A 23,267-nucleotide genomic window follows, 5' to 3' on the forward strand; every position below is an offset into this window, starting at 1 on the left:
CGATCTCGCATAGCGACGGGCTTAATCGCCCGAGCGCCCAATCCAAACCGATCACAGAATGGCGGAACCGTCGGGCATGGACGCGTTCGCGCACCTCGGGAGCGAGATCCGCGAGGCGCTCTCCGACCGAGGGTTCACCACGCCAACCGAGCCCCAGCGCGAGGCGATCCCCCCGCTCGCCGACGGGAAGAACGCCCTCGTCTTGGCCCCCACTGGCACCGGGAAGACGGAGACCGCGATGCTCCCCGTCTTCGACGCCATCGTCGACGCCCGCGATTCGCCGGGCGACCCGCCGCGAGACGGCATCTCCGCGCTCTACATCACCCCCCTCCGCGCGCTCAATCGCGACATGATGGACCGGCTGGAGTGGTGGGGCGAGACCCTCAGCGTCGAGGTCGCGGTGCGTCACGGCGACACCACCCAGTACGAGCGGTCGAAGCAGGCCGACAACCCGCCCGACGTGCTCATCACGACGCCGGAGAGCCTCCAAGCAATCTTGACCGGCTCGAAGATGCGCGTCGCCCTCGAAGACGTCGCGCACGTCGTGATAGACGAGGTCCACGAACTCGCCTCGGCGAAGCGCGGCGCCCAGCTCACGATAGGGCTCGAACGCCTCCGGCGCGTCGCGGGCCCGTTCCAGCGCGTCGGCCTCTCCGCGACGGTCGGCGACCCCGAGGAGGTCGGACGGTTCCTCGTCGGGACCGGAAAACGCGACCCGGAACGCGAGGGCGACCGCACGTTCGAGACGGTCGAGGTCGCGGCCGGGACTCGGACGGACGTACGCGTCCGCGACCCGGAAATCACCGACCGCGACACCCGCCTCGCGGGCGAACTCGCGGTCGACGAGACGACGGCGAGCCACGTCCGGACGATCCGCGAGATCGTCGCGGACAACGAGTCGACGCTGATCTTCGTCAACACGCGCCAGACCGCGGAGGCGCTCGGCTCGCGGTTCAAGACGCTCGCGGAGAAGGAGCGCGAGGCGGCGGACAGAACCGACGGAACCGACGACCCCACCGAGATCGAGCTCCACCACGGCTCGCTGTCGAAGGACGTCCGGATCGACGTGGAAGACCGGTTCAAGTCCGGCGACCTCGACGGGCTCGTCTGCACCTCCTCGATGGAGCTCGGCATCGACGTGGGGCGCGTCGACCACGTCGTCCAGTACGGGAGCCCCCGCGAGGTCGCCCGCCTGCTCCAGCGCGTCGGGCGCGCGGGCCACCGCCGCGACCTCGTCTCCGAGGGGACCGTCGTGACGCAGGGCGGCGACGACACGCTCGAAGCGCTTGCCATCGCGCGCCGCGCCGGCGAGGAGCTGGTCGAGCCCGCGAACATCCACCACGGCAGCCTCGACACGGTCGCGAACCAGGTCGTCGGCCTCGTGATGGACGAGGGGGAGATACACGCCCGCGAGGCGTACGAGACGGTCACGAACGCCTACCCGTTCAGGGACCTCTCCGAGCCGGAGTTCCAGGAGGTCGTCCGCGAGCTCGACGGCAACCGCCTGCTGTGGCTCGACGAGGAGACGGACACCTTAGAGAAGTCGGGCGGCACCTGGCAGTACTTCTACGCGAACCTGTCGATGATCCCCGACGAGGCCACCTACGAGGTGTACGACATGTCCTCGCGGCGGCAGATTGGGACCCTCGACGAGCAGTTCGTCGTCAACTTCGCCGGGCCGGGCGAGACGTTCGTCCAGCGCGGCGAGATGTGGCGGATTACGGAGATCGACGAGGAGGAGGAGCGCGTGAACGTGACGCCGATCCCCGACCCGACCGGCGAGGTGCCCTCGTGGGTGGGCCAGGAGATCCCGGTCCCGAAGCCCGTCGCGGAGGAGGTCGGCCGGATCCGCGGGGAGGCGGCGGCCGCGCTCGACGCCGGTTCAACGCCCGAAGCCGTCGCGGCCGACCTCGCAGAGCGGTACCCGACCGACCAAGAGACAGTCGCGGCCGCGCTGAAATCGGTCGTCGACCACGTCGACGCCGGCCACCCGATCCCCACGGACGAGCGGATCGTGATCGAGGGGAGCGCGCGCACCGTCGCGGTCAACGCCGCCTTCGGTCACGAGGTCAACGAGACCCTCGCGCGCCTGCTCGCGGCGCTCGTCGGTCAGCGCGCCGGCTCGTCGGTCGGGATGGACGTCGACCCCTACCGGATCGAGTTCGAGGTCCCCCACGACGCCGGCGTCGGGGACTTCCGCGAGGTGCTGGAGACGACCGACCCCGACCGCTTAGAGGCGTACCTCGAACTCGCGGTCAAAAAGTCCGACGCGCTGAAGTTCACGCTGGCGCAGGTCGCCGCGAAGTTCGGCGCCGTCAAGCGGTACAAGGAGGGGCGAGGGAAGTTCGGCGGCGACCGCCTGCTCGCCGCCCTCGAGGACACCCCTGTCTACGACGAGGCGCTCCGCGAGGTGTTCCACGCCGACCTCGCAGTCCCGGAGACGGCCGACCTGCTCGCGGGGATCCAGGCGGAGGCCGACGCCGCGGGCGGCTCCGTCGCGGTCGAGACCGCCCGCGAGCGCACCCCGCTCGGGACCGCGGGCCGCTCCGCCGGCACGGAGTTCCTCGTCCCGGACAACGCCGACGCGGACGTGATCGAGACGGTCAGAGAGCGGATTCAGGACGACCGGGTGATCCTCTTCTGTCTCCACTGTACGGACTGGAAGCACACGACGAAGGTCCGGCGCGTCCGCGACCAGCCGGAGTGTCCCGACTGCGGCTCCACCCGGATCGCGGCGCTGAACCCGTGGGACGAGGAGACGGTCGCCGCGGTGCGCGCGCCCGAGAAGGACGACGAACAGGAGCGCCGCACCGAGCGCGCCCACCGCGCCGCGAGCCTCGTCCAGACGCACGGGAAGCGGGCGGTGATCGCCCTCGCCGCCCGCGGCGTCGGTCCCCACAACGCCGCGCGGATCATCAACAAGCTCCGCGAGGACGAAGACGAGTTCTACCGCGACGTGCTCCGGCAGGAGCGCGAGTACGCGCGCACGCAGTCGTTCTGGGATTAGCTCGGTCCCCCCGCCGCTGTCCGCTTGCGGTCCGGACTCCCGTTTTTAAGTATCGGACGGCCGATCGGGGGACATGGACCTCTCCGCCGCCGTCACGGCAACGACAGCGACCCTCCGCCGGCGCCCCGCCGACGTCCTCCCCTTCTACCTCCTCGGCACCGCGATACCGGTGATCGCCCGCCTCGGCACGTTCGCCGCGCTCGCGGGGATCTACCTCCACCTCGAACTCACCGGGAGGCTCGCGGCCGCAAGCGACGCGCTCGCCGGGGTCGAGCCGCCGCCGGACACGCAGGACCCGGAGGCGCTACAGGCGTGGGCCGAGGGGCTGACGCCCGCGTTCGAGCCCCTCCTGACGCCGACCGTGGGGATCCTCTTCGCCGCCGGCGTGCTCGTCACGACCGTCCTCGCAGTCCTCGCGTACGCCGTCGTCTCGGCCGGACAGCTCTCGGCCGTCATCGCGAGCCTCCGCGACGAGCGCGGGCTCGTCGGGGGGTCGCGGGCGCTCGCTCCCGTTGGCTCACGTTCCTCGGCCTCTATGTCGCCGAGCTGCTCCTCTGGATCGGCGTCGTCGCGCTCGGCTCGATCGCGGTCGGGGCAGCATTCCTCGCGAACCCGTTCCTCGGCGCCGCGGTCGCGGTCGCCGCCCTCCTCGTCGGGTTCGTCGCCCTCGCGCTCGTCCGAATTCTCTTCGCGTTCGCGCCTGTGGCCGTCGTCGTCGACGACGCCGGCGTGGTCGGGGGCGTCGAGGGCGCGGGCGGCTTCGTGCGCTCGAACCCCGTCGACGCCGCCGCCTACCTCGTGGTCGCGATCGGCGCGCTGGTCGCCCTCGCGTCGGTCGCCTCCGGGATCGCGTTCCTCGGCGGCGGCCCGATTGTCGCGCTCGCCAGCGCGGTCGTCGTCGCGCCCGCGCTCGACCTGTTGAAGACCGTCCTCTACGGCGACTACCGGGGGACGGTCGATCCCGTCTCGCCGCCGGAGGCCGGCGTTAGGGCGCAGTTCGTCGGCGGCCTCCGCCGCGGGTGGCGCGAGCTGGCCGGGTTCGTCCGCTCGACGCCGGGCAGTCACGTCCTCGCGCTCGCGGTGGCGGTCGGCTTCGGCGTGCTCGGGTGGTACGCCGCCGCGCCGTTCGCCGAGACGGTCCCGACCTCGATCGAGGGGCGGATCGCCGGACAGCTCCCGCCCGTGGCGACGCTGACGTACTTCGGGAACAACTGGGGGGTCGCGATCGCGACCGCCTTCTCCGGCGTGGGGTTCGTCCTCCCGGCACTCTCGTCGCTCGCGTTCAACGGCCTCGTGCTCGGCGCCACCGCCGCCCTGGAGGAGAACCTCCTCGCGCTCGTCGCGTTCGTGGTCCCGCACGGGATCTTCGAGATCCCCGCGCTCGTCGTCTCGGGCGCGCTCGGGGTCCACCTCGGCGCCGTCTCGTGGCGGACGTTCCGCGGCCGCGCGAGCCGCGCGCGGCTCGCCGACGCCCTGCGGACCGCGTTCTGGGTGACCGTCGGGCTCGGGGTCCTGTTCGCCGTCGCCGCCGTCATCGAGGGGTTCGTCAGCCCGTACTACTGGCGGCCGTTCCTGTAAGCCGCGACCGGCTGCCGATACACCCTCCCCGGTGCCGGAGCGGGGCGCAGACGCCGCCCGCACCGCTTATTACCGCGCGGTCGAAGCGACGGTATGACACCGTTCCTCGCCGTCATCCTCGTCGGCGTCCCGCTCGCGTGGCTCGTCGGCTTCGCCGCCTACGCGTACGTCGACGCGCCCAAGTACGGAATGAACCCGCGCAAGTGGGCGCTGATAGCATTCGTCGTCCCGCTGTTCGGCTTCCTCGCGTACGTCTTCGAGCGCGACGAACTCAACTACGACCCCGAGGAGGACCCGTACGCCGGCGGCGACGACGGCCGCACCGGCGGCTTCGCGGTCCACGAGTCCCGGCAGGGCGAGAAACGCCTCGGCCCGGCGGGGACCGAGGCGGACAACGACGACGACGAGGACGACGAGTGGAACGACCCGGACGGCGTCGACCTCTGACGGGACGACTGGACGGATTCCGGTTAGCACGGAGACGCCGGCGAGCGATGCGATATTTAAATACCTGAGAGCGGGTGCCGTCTGTTACTTATAAACAACGGTGCGGTCGGCGCGGTCGCGTTAAGTTAAGCAGAAACGCAAGACGGCAAGAGTATCCCGCGAGTTTTGGAAAGCCGATTTATATACTCAAGATAGGTAGGAACTCCGGGAGAAACTGGATCTGCCTTCTCAGTTCTCCTTCTCGTTGATCCTCAGAACACGATCCGCTACAACATTTCAGAACACTACAGAAAATCGCATGACAGCAGCTAGGTGAGTACTAACTTAACGCGACCGTCGGCGCGTGCCTGCGAGCGGCCGCCCTCGGCGGCCGCGAGCCAGCACGCGCGAGGGAGTCGCGAACGCCCGTAGGGCGTGAGCGACGAGGCTGGGGAGGCGTGAGGTGCTGTGCGGAGCGGGGCGGGACTCAAAGGGGCAGTCGCGAGGCGGACGCAGGCGACGTAAGCACCGAACGAGGGAGCGCAAGCGACCGAGTGAGGCGCGCAGCGAGCGTGCGTCCGCCTCGCGGCTGGGGCTTTGGAAGTGTTCGCAGTCGATCTGTAATCAGCAATTTATAAGCGAGCGGCCGGGGCTTTGGAGGTGTCGTCTGTCGATCTGGTAGCAGCGATTTATAAGCGAGCGGCTGGGGCCTTGGAGGTGCCGTCTGTCGATCTGGTAGCACAGTTTATAATTGAGCGGCTGGGGCCTTGGAGGTGCCGTCTGTCGATCTGGTAGCAGCAGTTTATAATTGAGCGGCTGGGGCTTTGGCAGTGTTCGCCGAGCATCCCGAATTTGTCATTTATAAGCGACCACCGCTAACGTCACCGTTCGACGAAAGCGATCAGTCGTTTAACTCCTAAATCGCATCGTAAAGCGCCGCTCGACGGCGATCGAGGTCGAACGCGGCCTCGGGCGCGTCGAGTCGGTCGAAGAAGGCGAACGCGTCGGCGCCCGCCCCCTCCGCGTGGTCGATCAGCGCCTCGATCGACGCGCGGTTGAGCGCGAACGACTCGAGTTTCCCGCAGCAGAGCGCCAGCGCGACGCCGGCCTCGCCGGACGGGAACGCGGGGTCCACCTCGGAGAAGTCGGGATCGTCGGGCACTCCGCCCGCGATCCCCGCCTCGTCCGCGGCGACGACCCGCAGACACCGGGTACAGATCGCGGCCGCGTCGGCCGGGGCGTGCTCGCGGAGCGCGGGCGGCACGGCGAACGCGACGACGTCGGCGTCGCAGTGTGGACAGGGCACGACCGCGGCTACGGGCGGGTTCGAGTAAAAGTCGACGGCGAAGAGAGAAGCGGCGACCGACGCGGGACGAGTGATGGCGATTCGGGAGCCGACGCCGCGACGGACGTCAGTCGGCGGGCTCGGGCTCTTCGGTCTCCGCGGCCGCAACCGCGGCGTCCTCCTCGGCCTCTTCCTTCTCCTCTTCCTCCTTTTTCGCCTTATCTTCTAACCCCGTACAGCTTCTTGGCTAAGGTCTAAATGAAAGGAGTCCAGATGGGGACGTATGGCACACCGTGACGATCCGCGGCTTCGGTACGAAAAAGAGCGCGAACGGCTGGACCTAGTCACGGGCGACGGATCGCCCGGAGAGACGGACGGTCCCGGAACGCTCCGGGGCGACGTGTCTGACCGGGACGCGGAGGCGGCTCGTGACTTACTCGACGCGCTGGATCCCAAAGATCCGGGCGACGTGTTTCAGGCGAACGGAAACGGGACAGAGACAAAAGAGCCGAAGACGCTGGCGAACTACACCAGCCGGCTCCGCCTAGCGGCCACCGAAGTCGACGGCGACCTACTGGACCAAACGACCGACAGTATCAATCAGTTAATGGCCGACATGGCGGATGGAACGGCTAAAATCGCCCCGAAGGACGGGTACTCCGTGGGATCGGTCGGACAGTATCAGTCCGCCCTGAAGGCGTTCTACCGCTATCACGCTGCCACCGACGTCAACCCGGAGGAGATCCCCGTGTTCGCGCCGGAGGACACGTCCGTCGACGACCGTGATATGTTCACCGTCGATGAGGTTCAGGCCATGCGCGACGCCATCGACAGCCCCCGGGAGCGCTGTCTATTCGAACTACTAGCGTTCACCGGCCAGCGGATCCGGGCGATTCAGACGCTTCGAATCAAGGACATCGACCTGAACGACGGAGTGCTGTACCTGAATGAGAACGTCGACGGCCTGAAGGGTGCGAAGGGGAAGCGGCCGCTCTTAGGAGCCGAAGCCTACGTTCGGCGGTGGCTGGACTACCACCCGACGAAGGAACCGGAGGACTACCTGATCACGCCGCAGGCGACCGGTGGCGGCGAACCTGGGGGGATGCTCACTCAAGATACGATTCGTTATCACCTTCGAAAGGTAGCCGACAAGGCGGACGTCGACAAGGACGTTCACCCCCACATCTTCCGGCACTACTTCACGACGATAGCGAAACGTGATTACGACCTAGACGACGCCTATATCAAGCACCTTCGAGGCGACTCACCCGGCAGTCGCGTGATGGAAACGACGTATCGGCACCTGTCAGACGAAGACGCCGTCGAACACGCTGCGGCGAAGTTCGAAGGTCGGGAACCGGAGACGGATAGCCCGCTGACGCCGGAAAAATGCCCCACCTGCGGGGAAATAATGGATCCCAACGCGAAGGCGTGTTCTGCCTGTGGAACCGTCTTTACCCCGGACGCGAAGTCTGTCGAAGACAAAATCGACGCCGATGTGAAGCAGTCCTACGCGGAGACAGATCCCGACGACAGCGATCAACAGGGGAAGATTTCACAGCTAGATAATCTGCTGGAAGACCCTGAAGTGAAGCAGGCGCTATTAGAGAAAATCGGGGACGAATAGCGGCCACCCGGGCTACTGTTCTCCGGGCGCGTCGGGCAAATCGACGTCAACATATAGTGTCGACGCCGCCGACCGAAGCGTATCAATAATCTCTCCGACGTGATCCGCCCTCCGACCCGGATCGCCGCCCTGATCGTAGCTTTCCATAGCGAAATGAATCTCCGTGACGTCGAACTGCGCGTGTCGATACCAGTACCAGCAGACCGCTTCACGGAAGTTTAGACCCCGATCCATTAAATCAGCTAGAAGCGACCCCTTCACGGCCGGATCGACACCTCGATTCACCTTCTCGATAACGTCAGACAAGGTCGGGTCGCCGGGGTCATCGACGTGATCCGGTCGCGTCTGTGCGATAGCACGACTGGCGTCGTTCAATACCTCCCGCGCTGACTTGCCAGCATAGGTCCGTCGACCCCATACCTTCGGGTCCATGTCCCCCGACTGCCGTCTCTCCGATAGGTCGGAGGAAAGAGACAGGTCACTTGACATTCATCGGAACATCGGCCACCAGCCGCAAAGACGTTCCCCCGCGACGTGACAACCGGACAAGGTCAAAAGTGAAAATAGGTGTTACAGACCTTCGAAGGCCTGTTTTCGGACCCCCACCCGCCAGCGCGTCACGGGGACTCTTGTACTAACTCCTCCACCGCCTACACGCAGTAGAAAGATGCCTGAAGACCAAAGCGAACCTCTGAACCGATCCGTGAAAGTTTCCCCGTCGACGCACACCGCGCTGAAGCGTGCCCGACGCGGCGACATGACGATGAACGACGTCATCCGTGACGCTCTCCGGGAATACGAACCGTACAACCCAGATCCCGCCGCCGCGCTGACGGAGGGGATGTGACCATGTCGGCCGACGACCTCCAAGAGCAGGCCGCACAGAAACTCCTGAGCGGCCGTGACCGGATCAAAGCGAAGGCCCACGGGCTGACGCCCGTTCAAGCCGCCCGGAGACACTACGGCGACAACGCGCTGGAGGCGGTCGAAGTCGCCCTGAAAGACGACCGCGTCGCCGTGACCGACGACCTACTGGCTTCTGTCCGCGAAGACGCCACCGCCGCCACAGCTGACGTCGACGCCGATCGTGACTCGGACGGGTCCGGGAACTCCTCCGCGGAAATTCTGAACGCGGCTGACTACGTGACCCGGCGGAAGAAGCGCCGGGAGCGTATCGAAGCCAGCCGGAACTCACAGTCGGACAGCGTGACCGACCCTAACGACATCGCCCTCGCGGCGATGGACGGTGACGACCGTGTCGAAGCGAACAAGCGCGGGCAGGATCCCGCGGAATACGTCCAGTCGGAATACGGCTTGGACCCCGCCGGCTTCGACGGCGGGGACACGCTGAACGCCGCCATCATGGACCAGCAGTCCGGCGGTCAGAACGACGACGTCAACGACGACACTCCATGACCGATCATGGACACGCCGACGCGGACGCGGCCGCTGACGACGCCGACGCCGCGTCCGTGTCCATCTGCGGGTCAACGGAAACGACGACGGGACGGCCCTGTCAGCGCCCTGTGAGCGACGACGACGACCGCTGTTTCCTTCATGACGACGACGGACCGCCCGCCGACCACGGCGCTCCCGAAGGGAACACGAACAGCCTGCGAAACGACGGCGGCGCTCCCCCTGCGAACGGGAACGCTGAACGGCACGGCCTATACGCCGACCGATCGAAATACTACCAGCGCCTGAACGACGACGAACAGGCATGGGTAGACGGGTTAGTCGACAGGTGGGTATCCGAAGCACCGTTCAGCCGTGAGAACATCGGCTGTCTGGAGCTACTTCGAAAGACCGCCATAGACGAACACAAGCGCCGACAGGCGAACGACTATATCGCCCGCGAAGGCGTGGTCACGGAGAACGTGGTCGGTTACGACGACGACGGCGATCCCGTGGTCAAGAAGGAGGAGAACCCCGCGAATCTCCCGTATTCGCGGATGGCGAAGGACACGATCCGGACGCTGAAAGAACTGAACGTGCTGGAAAGCCCCGACTCCCGGCTCGCGGAGAACGTCGGATCGTGGGGCGAAGCCGCCCGCAACGTGGCGAAGGACCGGGGCCGGAATCAGTCGGAGAACACGAACGACATCGATCCGGCCGACCGGCGGGGTGACACGGACCGATGACCGTCCTGATTCAGCGACTCGACCCCGACACGAACAACCTGAAACCTATCGCTCGCATCGACAGCGGGCGAATCACGCACGGCGCGGACGTCATCGACGATCTGCTGGTCAGCGGACAGGTCCCTACGGAAGCCGAACTGCTGGACCGCTTCCGCGGCCCTACCCTGTTCGCTTCGAAAATCGACCCCAGCGACGACATCACACCATGACCGACGACAAGCCTACCGGCGACTGTACCGACCGCCGTGAACCCACTCGTTTCACAGACGTCGACGGCGACCCCGTGGTCAACGAAACAACACAAAATCTCACCGACCTGCTGGCGTTCCTTCGGGCTGACGCCCTGAACGTGTACGACGCCTTAGACGCCGACGAACGCGAACGGATCGACCGCTGGCGAAGGGAATACCGCCGGGACGTATCACCCGACGTCTCCCCAGACATCAACACAGATCGCCTGCTGAAGCGCGTCGCGGTCGATCAGTACCGTGTGGGACGTGCGACCGACGCCATCGTTCGACGCGGTCTATTTGGCGACGGCGATCACGCTGATGCGCTCGGGGACGTCGTTCGTGAAAAGCTCCGGTTATCCAGCCGCCGGCGCACCCGTCTCCGGCGGTTGGGGGTGTATCCGGTCGACGGAGGTGGTTCTGAGAAAGCGTGACCCCGGGAGACGGTCGACCAAATCGCCGGACGCTCCAACCGCCCGGCGTGGTCGTACAGCCTTCGAATATCAACTTGGCGGGGCGCGGCTTCGGGCGTCCGTCATCGCCCGAACGCGCTTCATGCGATACAACGACGCTAACGACAATAAGTCCCAGCATAGCGGGACTGAACAGACGCAAAGAACGAAGAACAGGGAGACAGATAATCACGGAGGAACGGGTGTTCAACGGCTTCAGGACCACCGTGACGACATTCAGGACCTCGCGGATAGCGGCCTCCCGTGTGCGTGGGTGGCCGACGCTCTGCTGGACATCGCGGACGACGTCGACGGTGACACGGGTGACGACGTCCACCCGACCCGCCGGAATGGGGGCGATTCCGAATGAACCGGCGAACAGATTTTTTTTGCGAGAAATCGCTTCGACGGCGTTGGCCCCGGACAAGACAACGTCACGGTTCACGGAAAACCACGGGAACGCAACGGGAAAGCCGCTGGGTCAGGATGGCCGACCGACACGGCCACCCTGCTTACTCTCTCTCTGCCTGCTTCCAAATTGGGGTGGATGGTGGTGGTGAAGGACCGTCGTCACCCCCAGTCTGGAAGCGCGGTCGTTCACGGAGGTGGTCGGCGTGGTAGACCGCGTGAAGGTAGGCTGGCGCGTCCCGTCGGACGAATGGGACGCGTTCATCGACTACGTCTACACCGAACACGGCGAAACCAGCGGCTACGTCGGTCGTGAAGTCGAACTCGCCATGCGGGAGTGGATCGACGCGGACGCGTTCGCGCCGATCGAAGCTCTGGCCGACCGCTTGGTAAGAGCGGCGGGACGGACGCCGGCGAACCTCTCACAGAAAAAATCCGCCGTCGATCCACCGACCAGGAACGACACGACGACGGTCCAGTGTCGGGTCGATCCCGACGTGAAAGAGCGGTTCGCACATTACGCGAAAACGGAGACAGACGACCGAACAGGAACGGTCCTGGCCCGGGCGCTCCGTGAACGACGCGACGGCGGCCGCGCCCGTCGGGTTCGGGAGAAGCTGGAACGCGTGGCCGACGACGCGGAAGACTTGCTGGCGGAACTGAACCCCGACGAAGACGGTCTGGGTGTCCGGGAACGGCGGACGGTCGCTATCTGTAATCGGCTGGGGGAACAGTTCAGCCGCGACGACCTGGAAGACGCCATCGGAGCTGTGGCGGGTAGTTCAGACCCGACGGTTCAGGACTACACGGACCGGGTACTGGAACGCCGGGGGTGTGTCCCCCACCCGAATAACTCGGACCTGTTCGTCCCCGAATCGACCGCGCAGGAGATCGCCTGCGACAACGACATCCCGGGGCCAGACGCGCCAGCGCACGACCGGCGATCCTACGGGAGCCTGTCCCGGGAAGAAAAGGTCCGCGGCCTCTGCGTCGAACTAGCCCGGCAGGCGCTGTCTAACAACGGGCGGTCCCAAGCCGACGCGGCCACGGTCCGACAAGACATCTTCGACGGCCAGCCGTCGGAAGGCCACACTCGGGACCTGATGGATCTGGCCGCGGACGCCGACGGGTTCACGACGACGTCCCGACACGGAGCGGAACGGCTTCGGGTGGATCTTCGACGGGCCACTGATGACCTGCTGGCGACCGCGAAGGCCGCCCGCGACGACGACGGGGCCGACGTCCCGGCCAGCGGGCGCGACCGTCACGACGGCCAGCAGGACGGCGCGGACGGCGGTGAGTCGGACGCGTCCTCCGGGGTTCAGCCCGGCAGTTCCAGGGATGTCGACACGGAAATGGATGCGCTGATGAACGCCACGCCGGTTGCGGATGGTGGGGTTGAGGGAGGGGTCGACTCATGACTCGGGCCACGGGCTTGGGGACGTCAGTCGTCCATCGGTGCGAACTGTCGCACCCGATGTTCGACGCACCCGTGATCCACGTCGTACTGCCGTCGCGCCGGCCCTGTTCAACGTCGATTTCCGATATTCGGGATGCCGGGTTTGAAGTCCTGATCACAGGCGTACTTCCGAAGGAAATCGCCGGGTGCGACGCTGACGGATACGGTGACTACCAGCACCTCTTGATTAGACCAAGCAGCTAGATGGTTCGTCGATAGCTCCGAATAGTTTCCTCCACCCATCTACGGACACTAGACTTTTGTGTCATGAAAAGTAAATTATAATTCACATCATGAGCGAAATTTCGGATGCTCGACTTGGAGAGTTAGAAGCATTAGCATCGAAAAGTGTCATATTGGGGGCAATTATTGGCCTATTGCTCGGACCGTTGGGGTACGTTTATGTAGGTCAGTGGCGCTGGGCTACGATAAACTTCTTTACATTAAACTACCTAATATTAGGCATAGTAATTGTGCCAACCCATGTGGTTGCTATGATATTAGAAGCTCGAACCAAAGTTCGGCGGGTCAAATCGTCGAACGATACTGACACAGAATCCGAATCGGAATCGGATATCTGGCGACGTCTAGGGGCTTGGTATCAGAGCCGGCGTGAGGGATAAACGCTCTAAAGACCGCAACTAGCTGCGATCAAAGGGGTGCGGGTCAGATTCGACGTCGATTGGGTCACGGACGCTGGCATCGGCTAGGCCGTTGGGGGCGAACCACCCGATCACCGCCCCACCGGGGTAGTGGTCGACGTCGTGATCGGTCAATAGGCCGGACAGGACGCTGTCGACGTCGTCGGGGAGGTCGCCGGGGTCGCCTGTGATCGACACGTCGCTCCCGTCGGTGTTGGCGGCTTCGATGAATCCACGCTGTCGCGGATCATCGGACATTTCGAAGACCATAGTAGGAGGTAGGGTCTTGCCCTTTTAAGTTCTATTCACCAGACATAAGTCAGGGTGGGACGGTGTACTGGAGTCAACATGAGAACAGTCACGACTGCTTGGCGATCTCTGCCTGTATAATGTGGTAGGAGTTGTGAATAATTACAAAAAGACCGGCTACAGTCGCCACTAATGGGGTCGTTATGAGAGTGACAGCAACCATCTCAAATTGTAATCCGAGGCCGGTCTGTAGTATTATCAAATAGCCCAGTAATGGTACGGCAAAAAACACTAACCGGGTTCCGATAGCACAAATCGCTGAGGGGTTTCGACCGCAAATTTGTCGGGTTGCTAAACCGCCCTCTGTCAGATTCTCGTACCGTTGAATTAGTGACGTAGTCACCGAATCACCGACGACAAAGAGTAGAAAAGCACAGATCCAAAGAGGAGTTTGTATAGATCCAACTGGAAGTATGAAAAAGAGAATTATAGTAGGTACACCAAGTCCGATGAGGCTCTTCAGAAAATAGTTATTCATCGTCGGTTCGACATTAGAATCTCAAAGAACTTCAGTCGTCGGCGGGGACTGCTTCACCGCTTTCGTCGTTTTCGGCCCCCTCAGCCTCTCTTGTCTCGGATTCTTTTTTCGCTTTGATCTTCTTCATGCGGAAGATCTCCTCGCGCTCCTGCTCTTCGAGCTTCTGCTCGATGTACTCCTGGTTCTCGTACAGGCCCGGGAGCAGCGTGAACTCCAAGGCGTTCACGCGGCGCTTCGTGGTCTCGATCTCCGTGAGCATCTTCTTCATCGCCGTCTCGACCTCGGCGGCGAGGATGATCTTCTCTAAGAGCTCCTCGTAGGCGTCGGCCGCCTCGTCGATGCGGGCCGAGGAGCCGAGCAGGCCGTAGCCGCGCTCGTCGAGGCTCTTCCGCACCTTCGAGGACTCGATCTGCGGGACCACGACGCCCATGATGTTCTTCGACTGGGTCGTGATCTCGGGGTGTTCCTTCAGCGCCGCGGCCGCGCCGCGGACGGCGACGTCGCCCTCCATCGCCCGGGCCATGTCGATCTTGCGCTGGGCCGTCTCGTAGTTCTCGGAGACCTCCGACCGGACGTCCTGCGCCTGGTCGAGGATGTCCATGAACTCCATGATGAGCCCGTCGCGCTTCTGTTCGAGCGTGTCGTGACCGCGCTCGGAGAGCTCGATGCGGTCCTCGATCGCCATCAGGTTCTTCCGCGTCGGTTTGACGTCCTTGGCCATCTTGGGGGAAGGTTCCGCTCCGAGGCGGATAATTCTTTTCAGATGCGTCGGTTCGGCGGGTCGACGACGACCGCGAGACGCGTGTCTGGGCGAGGCGTCACGGGCGGCAAAAAGTGAGTCGCGGCGTCAGTCGGCCGCTTCGAGCACTTCGCGCTCGGAGTCGTCCTCGCGGTAGTGCTCCTCGATGAACTCCTCGTCGATCCGGTTGAGGGCGTCCTTCGGCAGCATCGAGAGGAGGTCCCAGCCGATCGAGAGCGTCTCGTCGATGTCGCGGTTCGTCTCGAAGCCCTGGTCGATGAACTCGGACTCGAACGCGTCCGCGAAGTCGAGGTACTTGTTGTCTAGCTCAGAGAGCGCCTCCCGGCCGACGATGTTCACGAGGTCGCGGAGGTCCTCACCTTCCGCGTACGCCGCGAACATCTGGTCTTTCACGTCGGCGTGGTCGGCGCGGGTGAGCCCCTCGCCGATGCCGTCGTCCATCAGCCGCGACAGGCTGGGGAGGACGTTGATCGGCGGCTGGAGCCCCTGGCTGTTGAGGTCGGGGTCGACGTAGATCTGGCCCTCCGTGATGTACCCGGTCAGGTCCGGGATCGGGTGGGTGTCGTCGTCGCCCGGCATCGTGAGGATCGGAATCTGGGTGACCGACCCGTCGCGCCCCTTGATCCGGCCGGCGCGCTCGTACAGCTGCGCCAGGTCCGTGTACATGTACCCGGGGTACCCGCGTCGGCCGGGCACCTCCTCGCGGGCGGCCCCGATCTCGCGGAGCGCCTCGCAGTAGTTGGTCATGTCCGTCAGGATGACGAGGACGTGGTAGTCCTTCTCGAAGGCGAGGTACTCGGCGGTCGTCAGGACCATCCGCGGCGTGACCGTCCGCTCGACGGCGGGGTCGTCCGCGAGGTTCATGAAGACCACCGAGCGCTCCAGCGCACCGGTGCGCTCGAAGTCCTCCATGAACTCGTTGGCCTCCTCCTGGGTGATCCCCATCGCGCCGAAGATGACGGCGAACTCGGAGCCCTCCTCGTCGTCGCCGCCCTCCTCGTCGTCGCCGCTCTCCTCTTCTTCGGGCACGCTGGCCTGCCGCGCGATCTGCATCGCCAGCTCGCTGTGCGGCTGGCCGGAGCTGGAGAAGATCGGGAGCTTCTGGCCGCGGACGAGCGTGTTCATGCCGTCGATGGCGGAGACGCCCGTCTCGATGAACTCCTCGGGGTACTCCCGGGAGTACGGGTTGATCGCCGCGCCGACGATGTCCTGTCGCTCCTCGGGGACGATCTCCGGGCCGTCGTCGATCGGGCGGCCGGAGCCGTCCAGCACCCGCCCGAGGAGGTCCTCGGTGACGGGCATCTTCATCGTCTCGCCTAAGAACCGGACGGACGCGTCTCTGTCGATACCGGAGGTGCCCTCGAAGACCTGGATCGCGACCACGTCCTCCGAGGATTCGAGCACCTGTCCGCGCAGCGTCTCCCCCTGTGCCGTCTCGATCTCGACGATCTCGTCGTAGCCGATCGCCTCGTCGACCTCGGCGTACACGAGGGGGCCGCTGATCTCGGTGATGGTTTGATACTCTTTCATGGTCAGTAGAGGCTCCGGAGCTCCTCGGTGATCTCGGCTTTGAGATCCTCGACGTACTCCTCGTAGTCCTCTTGGACGCCGATGCGGTTAATCCGCGGGGCGGCTTCGGTGTCGACGATCTCCTCGACGGGGACGCCCGCGTCGAGGGCGTCGAACGCCTCGTCGTTGAACTTCTGGATCGTCGTCAGCATGAGGTACGTCTTCTCCGGCGGACAGAACGTGTCGACCGGGTGGAACGCGTTCTGCTGGAGGTACGCCTCGCGCAGGTAGCGAGCGACCTCCAGGGTGAGCTGCTGGTCGTCGGGCAGGGCGTCCTTCCCGACGAGCTGGACGATCTCCTGCAGCTCGGTCTCCTCGTCGAGCACGTCGACCGCCCACTGGCGCCGCTCGGCCCAGTCGTCGGCGACCTCGTCTTCGAACCACGGGTCCAGCTGGTCTTTGTACAGCGAGTACGACTCGTTCCAGTTGATCGACGGGAAGTGGCGGCGCTCCGCCAAGTCCGCGTCGAGCGCCCAGAACGTCTTCACGATCCGCAGCGTGTTCTGGGTGACCGGCTCGGAGAAGTCGCCGCCGGGCGGCGACACCGCGCCGATCGCCGAGACGGAGCCCTCCGTCCCGTTGATGTTCTCGAAGTAGCCGGCGCGCTCGTAGAACTGCGCCAGGCGCGCGGCGAGGTACGCCGGGTACCCCTCCTCGCCGGGCATCTCCTCCAACCGGGAGGAGATCTCGCGCATCGCCTCCGCCCACCGCGAGGTGGAGTCGGCCATCAGCGCGACGTCGTACCCCATGTCGCGGTAGTACTCGGCGATCGTGATCCCGGTGTAGATACAGGACTCACGCGCCGCGACGGGCATGTTCGAGGTGTTCGCGATGAGCGAGGTTCGGGCCATCAGCGGGTTGCCGTTGGCCGGGTCCTCAAGCTCGGGGAAGTCCTCGATGACCTCGGTCATCTCGTTGCCGCGCTCGCCGCAGCCGACGTAGACGATGATGTCCGCGTCGGCGTACTTCGCGAGCTGGTGCTGCGTGACCGTCTTCCCCGAGCCGAACGGGCCGGGGATGGCGGCCGTCCCGCCCTTCGCGATGGGGAACAGCCCGTCGAGGATGCGCTGCCCGGACACCAGCGGCGTCCGGGGCGTCTTCTTGTCGTTGGCGGGGCGGGCCTCGCGCACCGGCCACTCCTGGTGCATCGAGACCTCCTCGCCGTTGTCCAGCTCGACGACCGTCTCGGTAACGTCGAAGCTGCCGGCCTCGGCGGCGACGACCTCGCCGCCCTCGTAGTCCGGCGGCACCATGACCTTGTGGTCGATGGTGACCGTCTCCTCGACGACGCCGACGATGTCGCCGGGCTCGACGACGTCGCCTGCCTCGACCTCGGGCTCGAACTCCCACTTCTCTTCGAGGTCGATGCCGGGCGCGTCGACCCCGCGGTCGAGGTACGGACTGCCCATCTTGCCCTCCAGCACGTCCAGGGGGCGCTGAACGCCGTCGTAGATGGCGTCCAGCATCCCCGGGCCGAGGTCGACCGACAGCGGCTCGCCCGTGTTCTCGACGGGTTCGCCGGGGCCGACGCCGGAGGTCTCCTCGTACACCTGAACGGTCGTGAGGTCGCCCTCGATCTCGATCACTTCCCCCATGAGCCCTTCGTCGCCGACGTAGACGACGTCGTTCATGCGGGCGTTGAGATCGCGGGCGGTCACGACCGGACCGCTCACGCTCTGAATGACGCCGTTGTCCGTCTCGGCGTCGGTTGTGTCTGCTTTGCTCATATTAGTCGTCTTCCTCCATCAGGTCGATGCCGATGGCGCGTTTGATCTGGTCGCGCAGCCCGCCGCTGCCGGCGCCGGAGCCGCCGAGCGTCACGAGGACCGGCTCGATGCTCCCCTCGACCGCATCGCGGGTCCCCCGCGAGAGGTGGTCGAGGTCGTCGTCGTGCATCACGATGATGCCGACGCCCTCGTCGTCGAGCGTCCGCTCGACGGCGTCGTCGAGCTTCTCGTCTTTCTCGTCGTCCGGCACGTTCTCGAACGCCCGGACGCCGGCGAGGCGGAATCCGGTCGTGAACTCCGGGCTGCCGACGACCGCTATCTCCTGGCTCATGTTATCACCAGCTCCGATTCGATCTCGTCCGGCGAGAGGCCGGCCTCCTTCCCGCGAGCGATCGCCCGGATGTTCTCCGTCTCGCGCTCCTTCGCGAGGATGTACGAGATCACCGGGGTGACCGACACCGGGTGGATCGTGCCGAGCCGGTCGCCGTACGCGAGCAGGGCGCCGTCGATCGCGTGTTCGAACGCGATGAGGCTGTCCGCCTCCTCGAGCTCGCGCAGCGCGGGCCCGAGCTCGTCGCCGTACTGGCTGTCGCCGATGAACTCGACGAGCTCGTCGAGGTTCTGCGCCAGCCGCGCGAGCGACGACCGGGTGAACAGGTCGCCGCCCTCGATGAAGTACGCCGCGGGGTCGATGTCCGCGCCCGAGCGGGCGAGCCGGAGCGCGTTCGTCGCGTTCCGGAAGTCGACCTCCGCTTTGAGGAACGACTCGTACTGCCGGGTCGGCTCGTCGCCGCCGAGCCCGGAGAGGAGCCGCTCGTAGAACGCGCGGTCGACCGCGTTCTCCAAGGGCACCAGCACGTCCGTCTCCTCGTACTCGGCGTACGCCGCCCGGAGCGGCTCCCCGTAGATCGTGTCTTCGAGGACCTCGATCACGGCGTCGATCGAGTCCGCCTCGAGCAGCCGCCGGATCCGGCGGTCGTCGAACTCGCCGGCGCGGATCAGGTCGACCTCGACGGCCGACTGGTCCGCGTCGGTGTAGGCGCCGCGGATGACCGTCTTCACGTTCCAGGCGTCGAACTTCCGGAGATACCGCGCGATCAGGTCGTACAGCGACCCCTCGCTCCAGTCGAGGATCGCGTCGAACTGCTCGGCGAGGTTCCGGTTCAACGCGTACTCGATCAGGTCCACGCCGCCGTGGCGGCTGCCGAGCGCGTTGATCTCCGCGCCGTAGCTCGACTCCTCCATGAACCGAGCGATCTCGGCCGGCCCCATCCGGGTGAGCTTGCGGTACTCCTCGTCCCCGTAGAGGCTGCCGCGGCGGGCACGAACCCGCGCGACGACGTACTCGGGGTTCGAGCTACCGGCGGCGCTCATTGGTCGAACAGCCGCTCCGAGATGTTCTTCAACTCGTCGTCCCAGACGGACTCCAGGACCGAGTCGAACGTGTTGTTCACGCGAACGCGGGAGGTGTCGCTCTCGGCGACGACGCCGCCGAGGCAGTCGACTTCCCCGTCGACCTCGGCGTTGCGGTCCGCGACGAGCTCTTCGAGCAGCTCGACGTCCTCGGCGCGGGTGTAGACGGCGACGTCCTCGTCGTCGTCGAACTCCGCGAGGCTCGCGTCGAGCAGGGCCTCGGTGAGCTCGCGGCGGTCGTCGCCGTCGAGGCCGGCGATCGCCGCCTCGACGTCGTCGCGGACGTCCTCTAAGACGTCGCGGCGGGCGCCCAGCCGCTCCTGTTTGGCCTCGAGCTTCGCCGAGGAGAGCGTCTGTTCGCGCTCCTGGTCGATCTGGCTCTCGACCTCGGCGAGCCGCTCCTCGCGGATGCGCTCCGCGTCGGCCTCGGCGTCGGCGACGATCTCGTCGGCCTCCGCCTCGGCCTGTTCGCGGATCTCCTCCGCACGCGCGCGGGCCTCATCTTCAACGTCCTCAACGACGGTTTCCAAACTCATTGGTTGAAAAACGCTGGAGAGTTACCCGACGATGAAGACGACGACGAGCGCGAGGATGACGATCGTCTCGGGAAGGACCGTCAGGATGAGCCCGTTGACGAAGAGGTCGTCGTCCTCGGCCATCGCGCCGACGGCGGCCGACCCGATACCGCGCTCCGCGTAGCCTGCGCCCAGCGCCGCGAGCCCGACGGCGAGCGCCGCCGCGGCGTTGGGGTCAGTCAGCGTTCCACCGGTCGACAGTACGAGGTTCCCGAGTTCGTTGGTAGCTTCAAACATTGGTAGTAGTTGCTGTTGCTCGTCTCCGAACGGTTGCTATTTGCCCCCAGAGGAGTCATAAAGCTTCCCAAAACGATCGAACGGAATCCGGGAGAACGGCGGGGAAAGCGGGTGCTATTCGCGTCAAAACCCGACTGGATTGCCGGGTTCGACCGCAGGCGAAGCGGCGAGACCGACCGTCGGCCGGAGACCGGTCCGGCCGTCAGTCGTCGCGGGTGTACTTCCGGTCGCGACCGAACGGCAGGTACGCGCGGCCGCCGCCCTCGTAGAAGTTCCCGAAGAACTCCACGTATTCGAGGCGGACCGCCTGAATGCCGGCGGAGGTGACCCCGAGCAGCAGGACGACGAGGTGGCCGACGAGCGCGACGACGATCCCGCCCACGAGGGCGACGACGCCGACCGCGCCGATCGAGGCGGGGTCGAACGCCGTGGTGATCCCGGCGAAGACGAGCTCGTAGTCCGCGGTGTTTTGCACTTCAGCGAGGTAGTCGGCGCTGAAGATGAAGTGGAAGCTCCCGTCGCCGCCGTCGTCGATGTACGCGCCGAACGCGAGCAGGTTCACCGCGAGCGCCATCCCGCCCTTCGCGAGCAGGACGGCCATCAGCCGGGCGTACGAGATGACGTTGACGACGGGCGAGAGGAACTCGGCCAGCTCCGGCGGCTCGCCGATCCCGAGCAGGACGAGCCCGAGCACCGCGGCGGCCGCGCCGGCCCAGCCGATCAGGACCGGGAACCCGCTGAACGAGACGGCGCCGAACGTCAGGGTCGAGACGGCCTCGAACAGGAAGTCGGGCTTCGAGTTGGGGAACACTTGGCTGAAGATCCAGATCCACGCGCCGTTGAGGATCAGCAGCCACGAGCCGGCCTCGTAGACGGCGTGTTTGATGCCGTGCTGCTGGAGCGTGCTCACGAACGAGAGGACGTGACCGATGTTGAGGTGGACGATGCCGAACACCACGCTCACGACGAGGAAGGAGAGCCCCCAGTTGAGGTCGGCGGGCGAGAGCCCCTTCCCGGCGACCGGCCAGTGGATCCCGAGCAGCTGGTAGGCGTGGTAGCCGAACACGTCGATGCCGAAGTAGATCCCGAACAGTATCGTGAAGCCGCCGGCCCACATCGCGACGGAGCCGAGCTCGCGGAACGCGCCCTCGTAGTTCGAGTACATGAAGAGCCCGATGGCGGCGTAGAGGACGCCGTAGCCGACGTCGCCGATCATGAACCCGAACATCGCCGGGAACGTGAGGAAGACCAGAAGCGTCGGGTCGAACTCCGAGTACTTCGGCCGCCCGAACGCCTGAACGAGAAGTTCGAACGGACCGGCCGCGCCCCCGTTGTCCTGGACGACCGGCGGGTCGTCGGAGCCGTGCGCCGCGTGGCCGCCGTCGGTGGCGACCGCCGCTTCCGTCTCGCGTTCCGCGTCCGCAGCGCTCTCCCCCGCGGATCCGCCACTCTCGTCGTCGACCGACTCGGTGTGATGGTCGCCGTCGGGGGTGAACGAGGCGCGTTCGAGCTCCTCGACCTCGACGTGGTCGCCGACAGCGTCGACGACCGCCGCCTCGAAGTCGGGGTACGACTCGGTCGGCACCCACCCCTCGGCGACGAAGGCGTTCTCGGTGGTCGCGAACGAGAGCGGCGCCTCCTTCTTCTCGGCCTCGATGGTGAGCTCCTCCTCGGCGCGAAGCAGGAAGCCGGCCGCCTCCTCTTTCACCGACTCGAGCTCGCGCTCGACGGCGTCGAGCTCGTCGCGGAGGTCGGCCTGCTCGGCCTCCAGCTCCGCGACGTACTCCTCGGGGCTCGCGTCCGCATCGGGGACATCGAGCAGCGCGATATCGACGCCGACGAGCGCGTCCTGTACGACGCCCTCGGCGTCCGGGTCGGTCGGTCGCGCGACGATGGCGACCACGTCGCCGCCCGCGAAGACGTCGAAGACGTCGATCGAGTCGGCGTCTTCGAGCGCGGCCTCGACGGCCGCGGGCTTGGCCTCGCCGACGACGACCTCGACCGAATCGTAGCCGCGCAGGTACTCGAGGTCGATCCCGAGCTCCGCGAACGGCTCCAGCCGGTCGATCTCCTCCTGGCGGTCGCGGATCGCGGCCTGGAGCTCGTCGCGCTCGTCGTTGAGCTCGTTGACCCGCCCGCGGACGCGGTCAAGCTCGTCGACGAGCTCGTCGTCGTCCAGCGAGCGAGCGACGTCGGCGTCGCCCTCGTCGACGTCGAGGATGCTCTCCAGCGACCGAACGGTCACGAGGCGCTCGTTAACCGTCTCGGCGCCCTCGAGCGACGTTCCGGGGTCGAACCCCTCGTACCGGTCGTCGTAGTCGGTGACGTGCAGGGAGTGGTGGGCGTACGCCGCCTCGATGACGTCGTCGATGACGCGCTTCGAGCCCGTCACCGACACCCGGCTCATCTGCTCAGGCCTGAGCATCCACCGCCTCCTCGGCCTGGTCGTGGACCGCCGCCTCGAACCGCTCGACGGCGTAGTCGACGGCCGATTCCACCCGGTCGCGGGCCTCGCGTTCGAGCTCGTCGCGGTCGTCGCGCCCCGATTCGAGGATCTCCTCGCGCCGCTCCTCTATCTCCTCGCGGGCCGCTTCGAGCCGCTCTTGGGCCTCGGCCTCCGCCTCCTCCTCGGCCTCGGCGCGGATCTCGTCCGCGCGCTCTCGAGCTTCGGCGAGGCGCTCCTCGGCGTCCGACTCCGCGTCCGCGATGATCTCGTCCGCCTCCCGTTCGGCCTCCTTGATCGAGTTGAGCACCTCTGGTCTCGCCATGCTACTAATCGCCTGAAACTCTACAAGCGACGTATAAGGTGTTTGCGAAAGCCCGTGGGGTTGCGCGCCGATTCCGAGGGGATTCCGGACGGATTCCACGTCGAACGCGGTCGACGCGTCGTCCGCGTCCGGGCGCCGCCGCCTACATTTAAGTAGCAGTCGCCGGACCCTCACCGT

20 protein-coding genes and 1 pseudogene are annotated in these 23,267 nt (G+C 65.9%); 9 read left to right on the top strand and 12 right to left on the bottom strand.

The annotated features are described in order from the left end of the window. The first annotated feature begins 58 nt into the window (after positions 1 to 58). From J7656_RS14775 to J7656_RS14785, 3 genes and pseudogenes are all read left to right on the top strand, one after another. Entirely contained in the window at positions 59 to 3,007 is a 2,949-nt protein-coding gene (locus J7656_RS14775; protein ID WP_211553705.1) for a DEAD/DEAH box helicase, read from the top strand. Positions 3,008 to 3,080: 73 nt separating this feature from the next. Further along, positions 3,081 to 4,585: pseudogene (locus tag J7656_RS15195) on the top strand (stage II sporulation protein M). 93 nt (positions 4,586 to 4,678) lie between these two features. Continuing rightward, positions 4,679 to 5,032, top strand: a complete 354-nt coding sequence (locus J7656_RS14785) for a hypothetical protein (RefSeq protein ID WP_211553707.1) — start codon at positions 4,679 to 4,681, stop codon at positions 5,030 to 5,032. Positions 5,033 to 5,927: 895 nt separating this feature from the next. Here J7656_RS14785 and J7656_RS14790 read toward each other — a convergent pair. Next, on the bottom strand, positions 5,928 to 6,317 hold the full coding sequence (locus tag J7656_RS14790; protein WP_017342005.1) for a DUF6276 family protein: 390 nt from the start codon (positions 6,315 to 6,317) through the stop codon (positions 5,928 to 5,930). Positions 6,318 to 6,579: 262 nt separating this feature from the next. Here J7656_RS14790 and J7656_RS14795 point away from each other — a divergent pair, with 262 nt between their 5' ends. Then, positions 6,580 to 7,923 (top strand): site-specific integrase, encoded by a 1,344-nt coding sequence (locus J7656_RS14795; RefSeq protein WP_211553709.1) that lies wholly within the window; start codon positions 6,580 to 6,582, stop codon positions 7,921 to 7,923. Positions 7,924 to 7,935: 12 nt separating this feature from the next. On the opposite strand, the gene J7656_RS14800 is transcribed toward J7656_RS14795, so the two are convergent. Beyond that, positions 7,936 to 8,412, bottom strand: a complete 477-nt coding sequence (locus tag J7656_RS14800; protein WP_249191476.1) for a hypothetical protein — start codon at positions 8,410 to 8,412, stop codon at positions 7,936 to 7,938. Positions 8,413 to 8,772: 360 nt separating this feature from the next. Between J7656_RS14800 and J7656_RS14805 the strand changes: the two genes are divergently transcribed. The 5 genes from J7656_RS14805 to J7656_RS14825 all read left to right on the top strand — a co-directional run bounded on the left by J7656_RS14805 (position 8,773) and on the right by J7656_RS14825 (position 12,575). Further along, entirely contained in the window at positions 8,773 to 9,339 is a 567-nt protein-coding gene (locus tag J7656_RS14805; RefSeq protein WP_211553711.1) for a hypothetical protein, read from the top strand. After that, positions 9,336 to 10,064 carry a hypothetical protein gene (locus J7656_RS14810; protein WP_249191477.1) on the top strand — a complete coding sequence of 243 codons (729 nt, stop codon included), beginning with the start codon at positions 9,336 to 9,338 and terminating at the stop codon, positions 10,062 to 10,064. The genes J7656_RS14805 and J7656_RS14810 overlap by 4 nt, the downstream gene beginning before the upstream one ends. Then, the gene (locus J7656_RS14815) at positions 10,061 to 10,273 is read left to right on the top strand and encodes a hypothetical protein (RefSeq protein ID WP_211553713.1); all 213 of its coding nucleotides are present in this window, start codon (positions 10,061 to 10,063) and stop codon (positions 10,271 to 10,273) included. The genes J7656_RS14810 and J7656_RS14815 overlap by 4 nt, the downstream gene beginning before the upstream one ends. Continuing rightward, on the top strand, positions 10,270 to 10,728 hold the full coding sequence (locus J7656_RS14820; protein WP_249191478.1) for a hypothetical protein: 459 nt from the start codon (positions 10,270 to 10,272) through the stop codon (positions 10,726 to 10,728). Before J7656_RS14815 ends, J7656_RS14820 begins: the two co-directional genes overlap by 4 nt. Positions 10,729 to 11,360: 632 nt before the next feature. Then, positions 11,361 to 12,575: a hypothetical protein gene (locus J7656_RS14825; protein WP_249191479.1), complete on the top strand. Its 1,215-nt coding sequence runs from the start codon at positions 11,361 to 11,363 to the stop codon at positions 12,573 to 12,575. Between the two features lie 679 nt (positions 12,576 to 13,254). On the opposite strand, the gene J7656_RS14830 is transcribed toward J7656_RS14825, so the two are convergent. From J7656_RS14830 to ahaH, 10 genes are all read right to left on the bottom strand, one after another. Then, positions 13,255 to 13,524 carry a hypothetical protein gene (locus J7656_RS14830; RefSeq protein ID WP_211553717.1) on the bottom strand — a complete coding sequence of 90 codons (270 nt, stop codon included), beginning with the start codon at positions 13,522 to 13,524 and terminating at the stop codon, positions 13,255 to 13,257. Between the two features lie 548 nt (positions 13,525 to 14,072). Continuing rightward, entirely contained in the window at positions 14,073 to 14,762 is a 690-nt protein-coding gene (locus J7656_RS14835) for a V-type ATP synthase subunit D (RefSeq protein ID WP_211553719.1), read from the bottom strand. Positions 14,763 to 14,888: 126 nt separating this feature from the next. Further along, positions 14,889 to 16,331 (bottom strand): V-type ATP synthase subunit B, encoded by a 1,443-nt coding sequence (locus J7656_RS14840; RefSeq protein WP_017342003.1) that lies wholly within the window; start codon positions 16,329 to 16,331, stop codon positions 14,889 to 14,891. Positions 16,332 to 16,333: 2 nt separating this feature from the next. After that, the gene (locus tag J7656_RS14845; protein WP_211553721.1) at positions 16,334 to 18,097 is read right to left on the bottom strand and encodes an ATP synthase subunit A; all 1,764 of its coding nucleotides are present in this window, start codon (positions 18,095 to 18,097) and stop codon (positions 16,334 to 16,336) included. Position 18,098: 1 nt separating this feature from the next. Beyond that, positions 18,099 to 18,428, bottom strand: a complete 330-nt coding sequence (locus J7656_RS14850) for a V-type ATP synthase subunit F (protein ID WP_017342001.1) — start codon at positions 18,426 to 18,428, stop codon at positions 18,099 to 18,101. After that, positions 18,425 to 19,471, bottom strand: a complete 1,047-nt coding sequence (locus tag J7656_RS14855; RefSeq protein ID WP_017342000.1) for a V-type ATP synthase subunit C — start codon at positions 19,469 to 19,471, stop codon at positions 18,425 to 18,427. Before J7656_RS14855 ends, J7656_RS14850 begins: the two co-directional genes overlap by 4 nt. Beyond that, complete coding sequence (locus tag J7656_RS14860; protein ID WP_017341999.1) at positions 19,468 to 20,046, bottom strand: V-type ATP synthase subunit E; 579 nt, start codon at positions 20,044 to 20,046, stop codon at positions 19,468 to 19,470. The genes J7656_RS14855 and J7656_RS14860 overlap by 4 nt, the downstream gene beginning before the upstream one ends. Positions 20,047 to 20,067: 21 nt before the next feature. Next, positions 20,068 to 20,322: a hypothetical protein gene (locus J7656_RS14865; protein ID WP_004598766.1), complete on the bottom strand. Its 255-nt coding sequence runs from the start codon at positions 20,320 to 20,322 to the stop codon at positions 20,068 to 20,070. 202 nt (positions 20,323 to 20,524) lie between these two features. Further along, positions 20,525 to 22,729 carry a V-type ATP synthase subunit I gene (locus J7656_RS14870; RefSeq protein ID WP_026046114.1) on the bottom strand — a complete coding sequence of 735 codons (2,205 nt, stop codon included), beginning with the start codon at positions 22,727 to 22,729 and terminating at the stop codon, positions 20,525 to 20,527. A 4-nt stretch (positions 22,730 to 22,733) separates the two neighbouring features. Further along, on the bottom strand, positions 22,734 to 23,090 hold the full coding sequence (ahaH, locus tag J7656_RS14875) for an ATP synthase archaeal subunit H (protein WP_017341997.1): 357 nt from the start codon (positions 23,088 to 23,090) through the stop codon (positions 22,734 to 22,736). Positions 23,091 to 23,267 lie beyond the last annotated feature (177 nt).

It is taken from the genome of Halorubrum ruber (assembly GCF_018228765.1).
Taxonomy (GTDB): Archaea; Halobacteriota; Halobacteria; order Halobacteriales; family Haloferacaceae; genus Halorubrum; species Halorubrum ruber.

Bases quoted from the DNA above. Each gene is read 5' to 3' on its own strand.
- J7656_RS14865 (WP_004598766.1), bottom strand. From the start codon at position 20,322: ATGTTTGAAGCTACCAACGAACTCGGGAACCTCGTACTGTCGACCGGT.
- J7656_RS14855 (WP_017342000.1), bottom strand. From the start codon at position 19,471: ATGAGCGCCGCCGGTAGCTCGAACCCCGAGTACGTCGTCGCGCGGGTT.
- J7656_RS14870 (WP_026046114.1), bottom strand. From the start codon at position 22,729: ATGAGCCGGGTGTCGGTGACGGGCTCGAAGCGCGTCATCGACGACGTC.
- J7656_RS14795 (WP_211553709.1), top strand. From the start codon at position 6,580: ATGGCACACCGTGACGATCCGCGGCTTCGGTACGAAAAAGAGCGCGAA.
- J7656_RS14860 (WP_017341999.1), bottom strand. From the start codon at position 20,046: ATGAGTTTGGAAACCGTCGTTGAGGACGTTGAAGATGAGGCCCGCGCG.
- J7656_RS14845 (WP_211553721.1), bottom strand. From the start codon at position 18,097: ATGAGCAAAGCAGACACAACCGACGCCGAGACGGACAACGGCGTCATT.
- J7656_RS14850 (WP_017342001.1), bottom strand. From the start codon at position 18,428: ATGAGCCAGGAGATAGCGGTCGTCGGCAGCCCGGAGTTCACGACCGGA.
- J7656_RS14840 (WP_017342003.1), bottom strand. From the start codon at position 16,331: ATGAAAGAGTATCAAACCATCACCGAGATCAGCGGCCCCCTCGTGTAC.
- J7656_RS14785 (WP_211553707.1), top strand. From the start codon at position 4,679: ATGACACCGTTCCTCGCCGTCATCCTCGTCGGCGTCCCGCTCGCGTGG.
- J7656_RS14815 (WP_211553713.1), top strand. From the start codon at position 10,061: ATGACCGTCCTGATTCAGCGACTCGACCCCGACACGAACAACCTGAAA.
- J7656_RS14830 (WP_211553717.1), bottom strand. From the start codon at position 13,524: ATGGTCTTCGAAATGTCCGATGATCCGCGACAGCGTGGATTCATCGAA.
- ahaH (WP_017341997.1), bottom strand. From the start codon at position 23,090: ATGGCGAGACCAGAGGTGCTCAACTCGATCAAGGAGGCCGAACGGGAG.
- J7656_RS14810 (WP_249191477.1), top strand. From the start codon at position 9,336: ATGACCGATCATGGACACGCCGACGCGGACGCGGCCGCTGACGACGCC.
- J7656_RS14775 (WP_211553705.1), top strand. From the start codon at position 59: ATGGCGGAACCGTCGGGCATGGACGCGTTCGCGCACCTCGGGAGCGAG.
- J7656_RS14800 (WP_249191476.1), bottom strand. From the start codon at position 8,412: ATGTCAAGTGACCTGTCTCTTTCCTCCGACCTATCGGAGAGACGGCAG.
- J7656_RS14835 (WP_211553719.1), bottom strand. From the start codon at position 14,762: ATGGCCAAGGACGTCAAACCGACGCGGAAGAACCTGATGGCGATCGAG.
- J7656_RS14805 (WP_211553711.1), top strand. From the start codon at position 8,773: ATGTCGGCCGACGACCTCCAAGAGCAGGCCGCACAGAAACTCCTGAGC.
- J7656_RS14820 (WP_249191478.1), top strand. From the start codon at position 10,270: ATGACCGACGACAAGCCTACCGGCGACTGTACCGACCGCCGTGAACCC.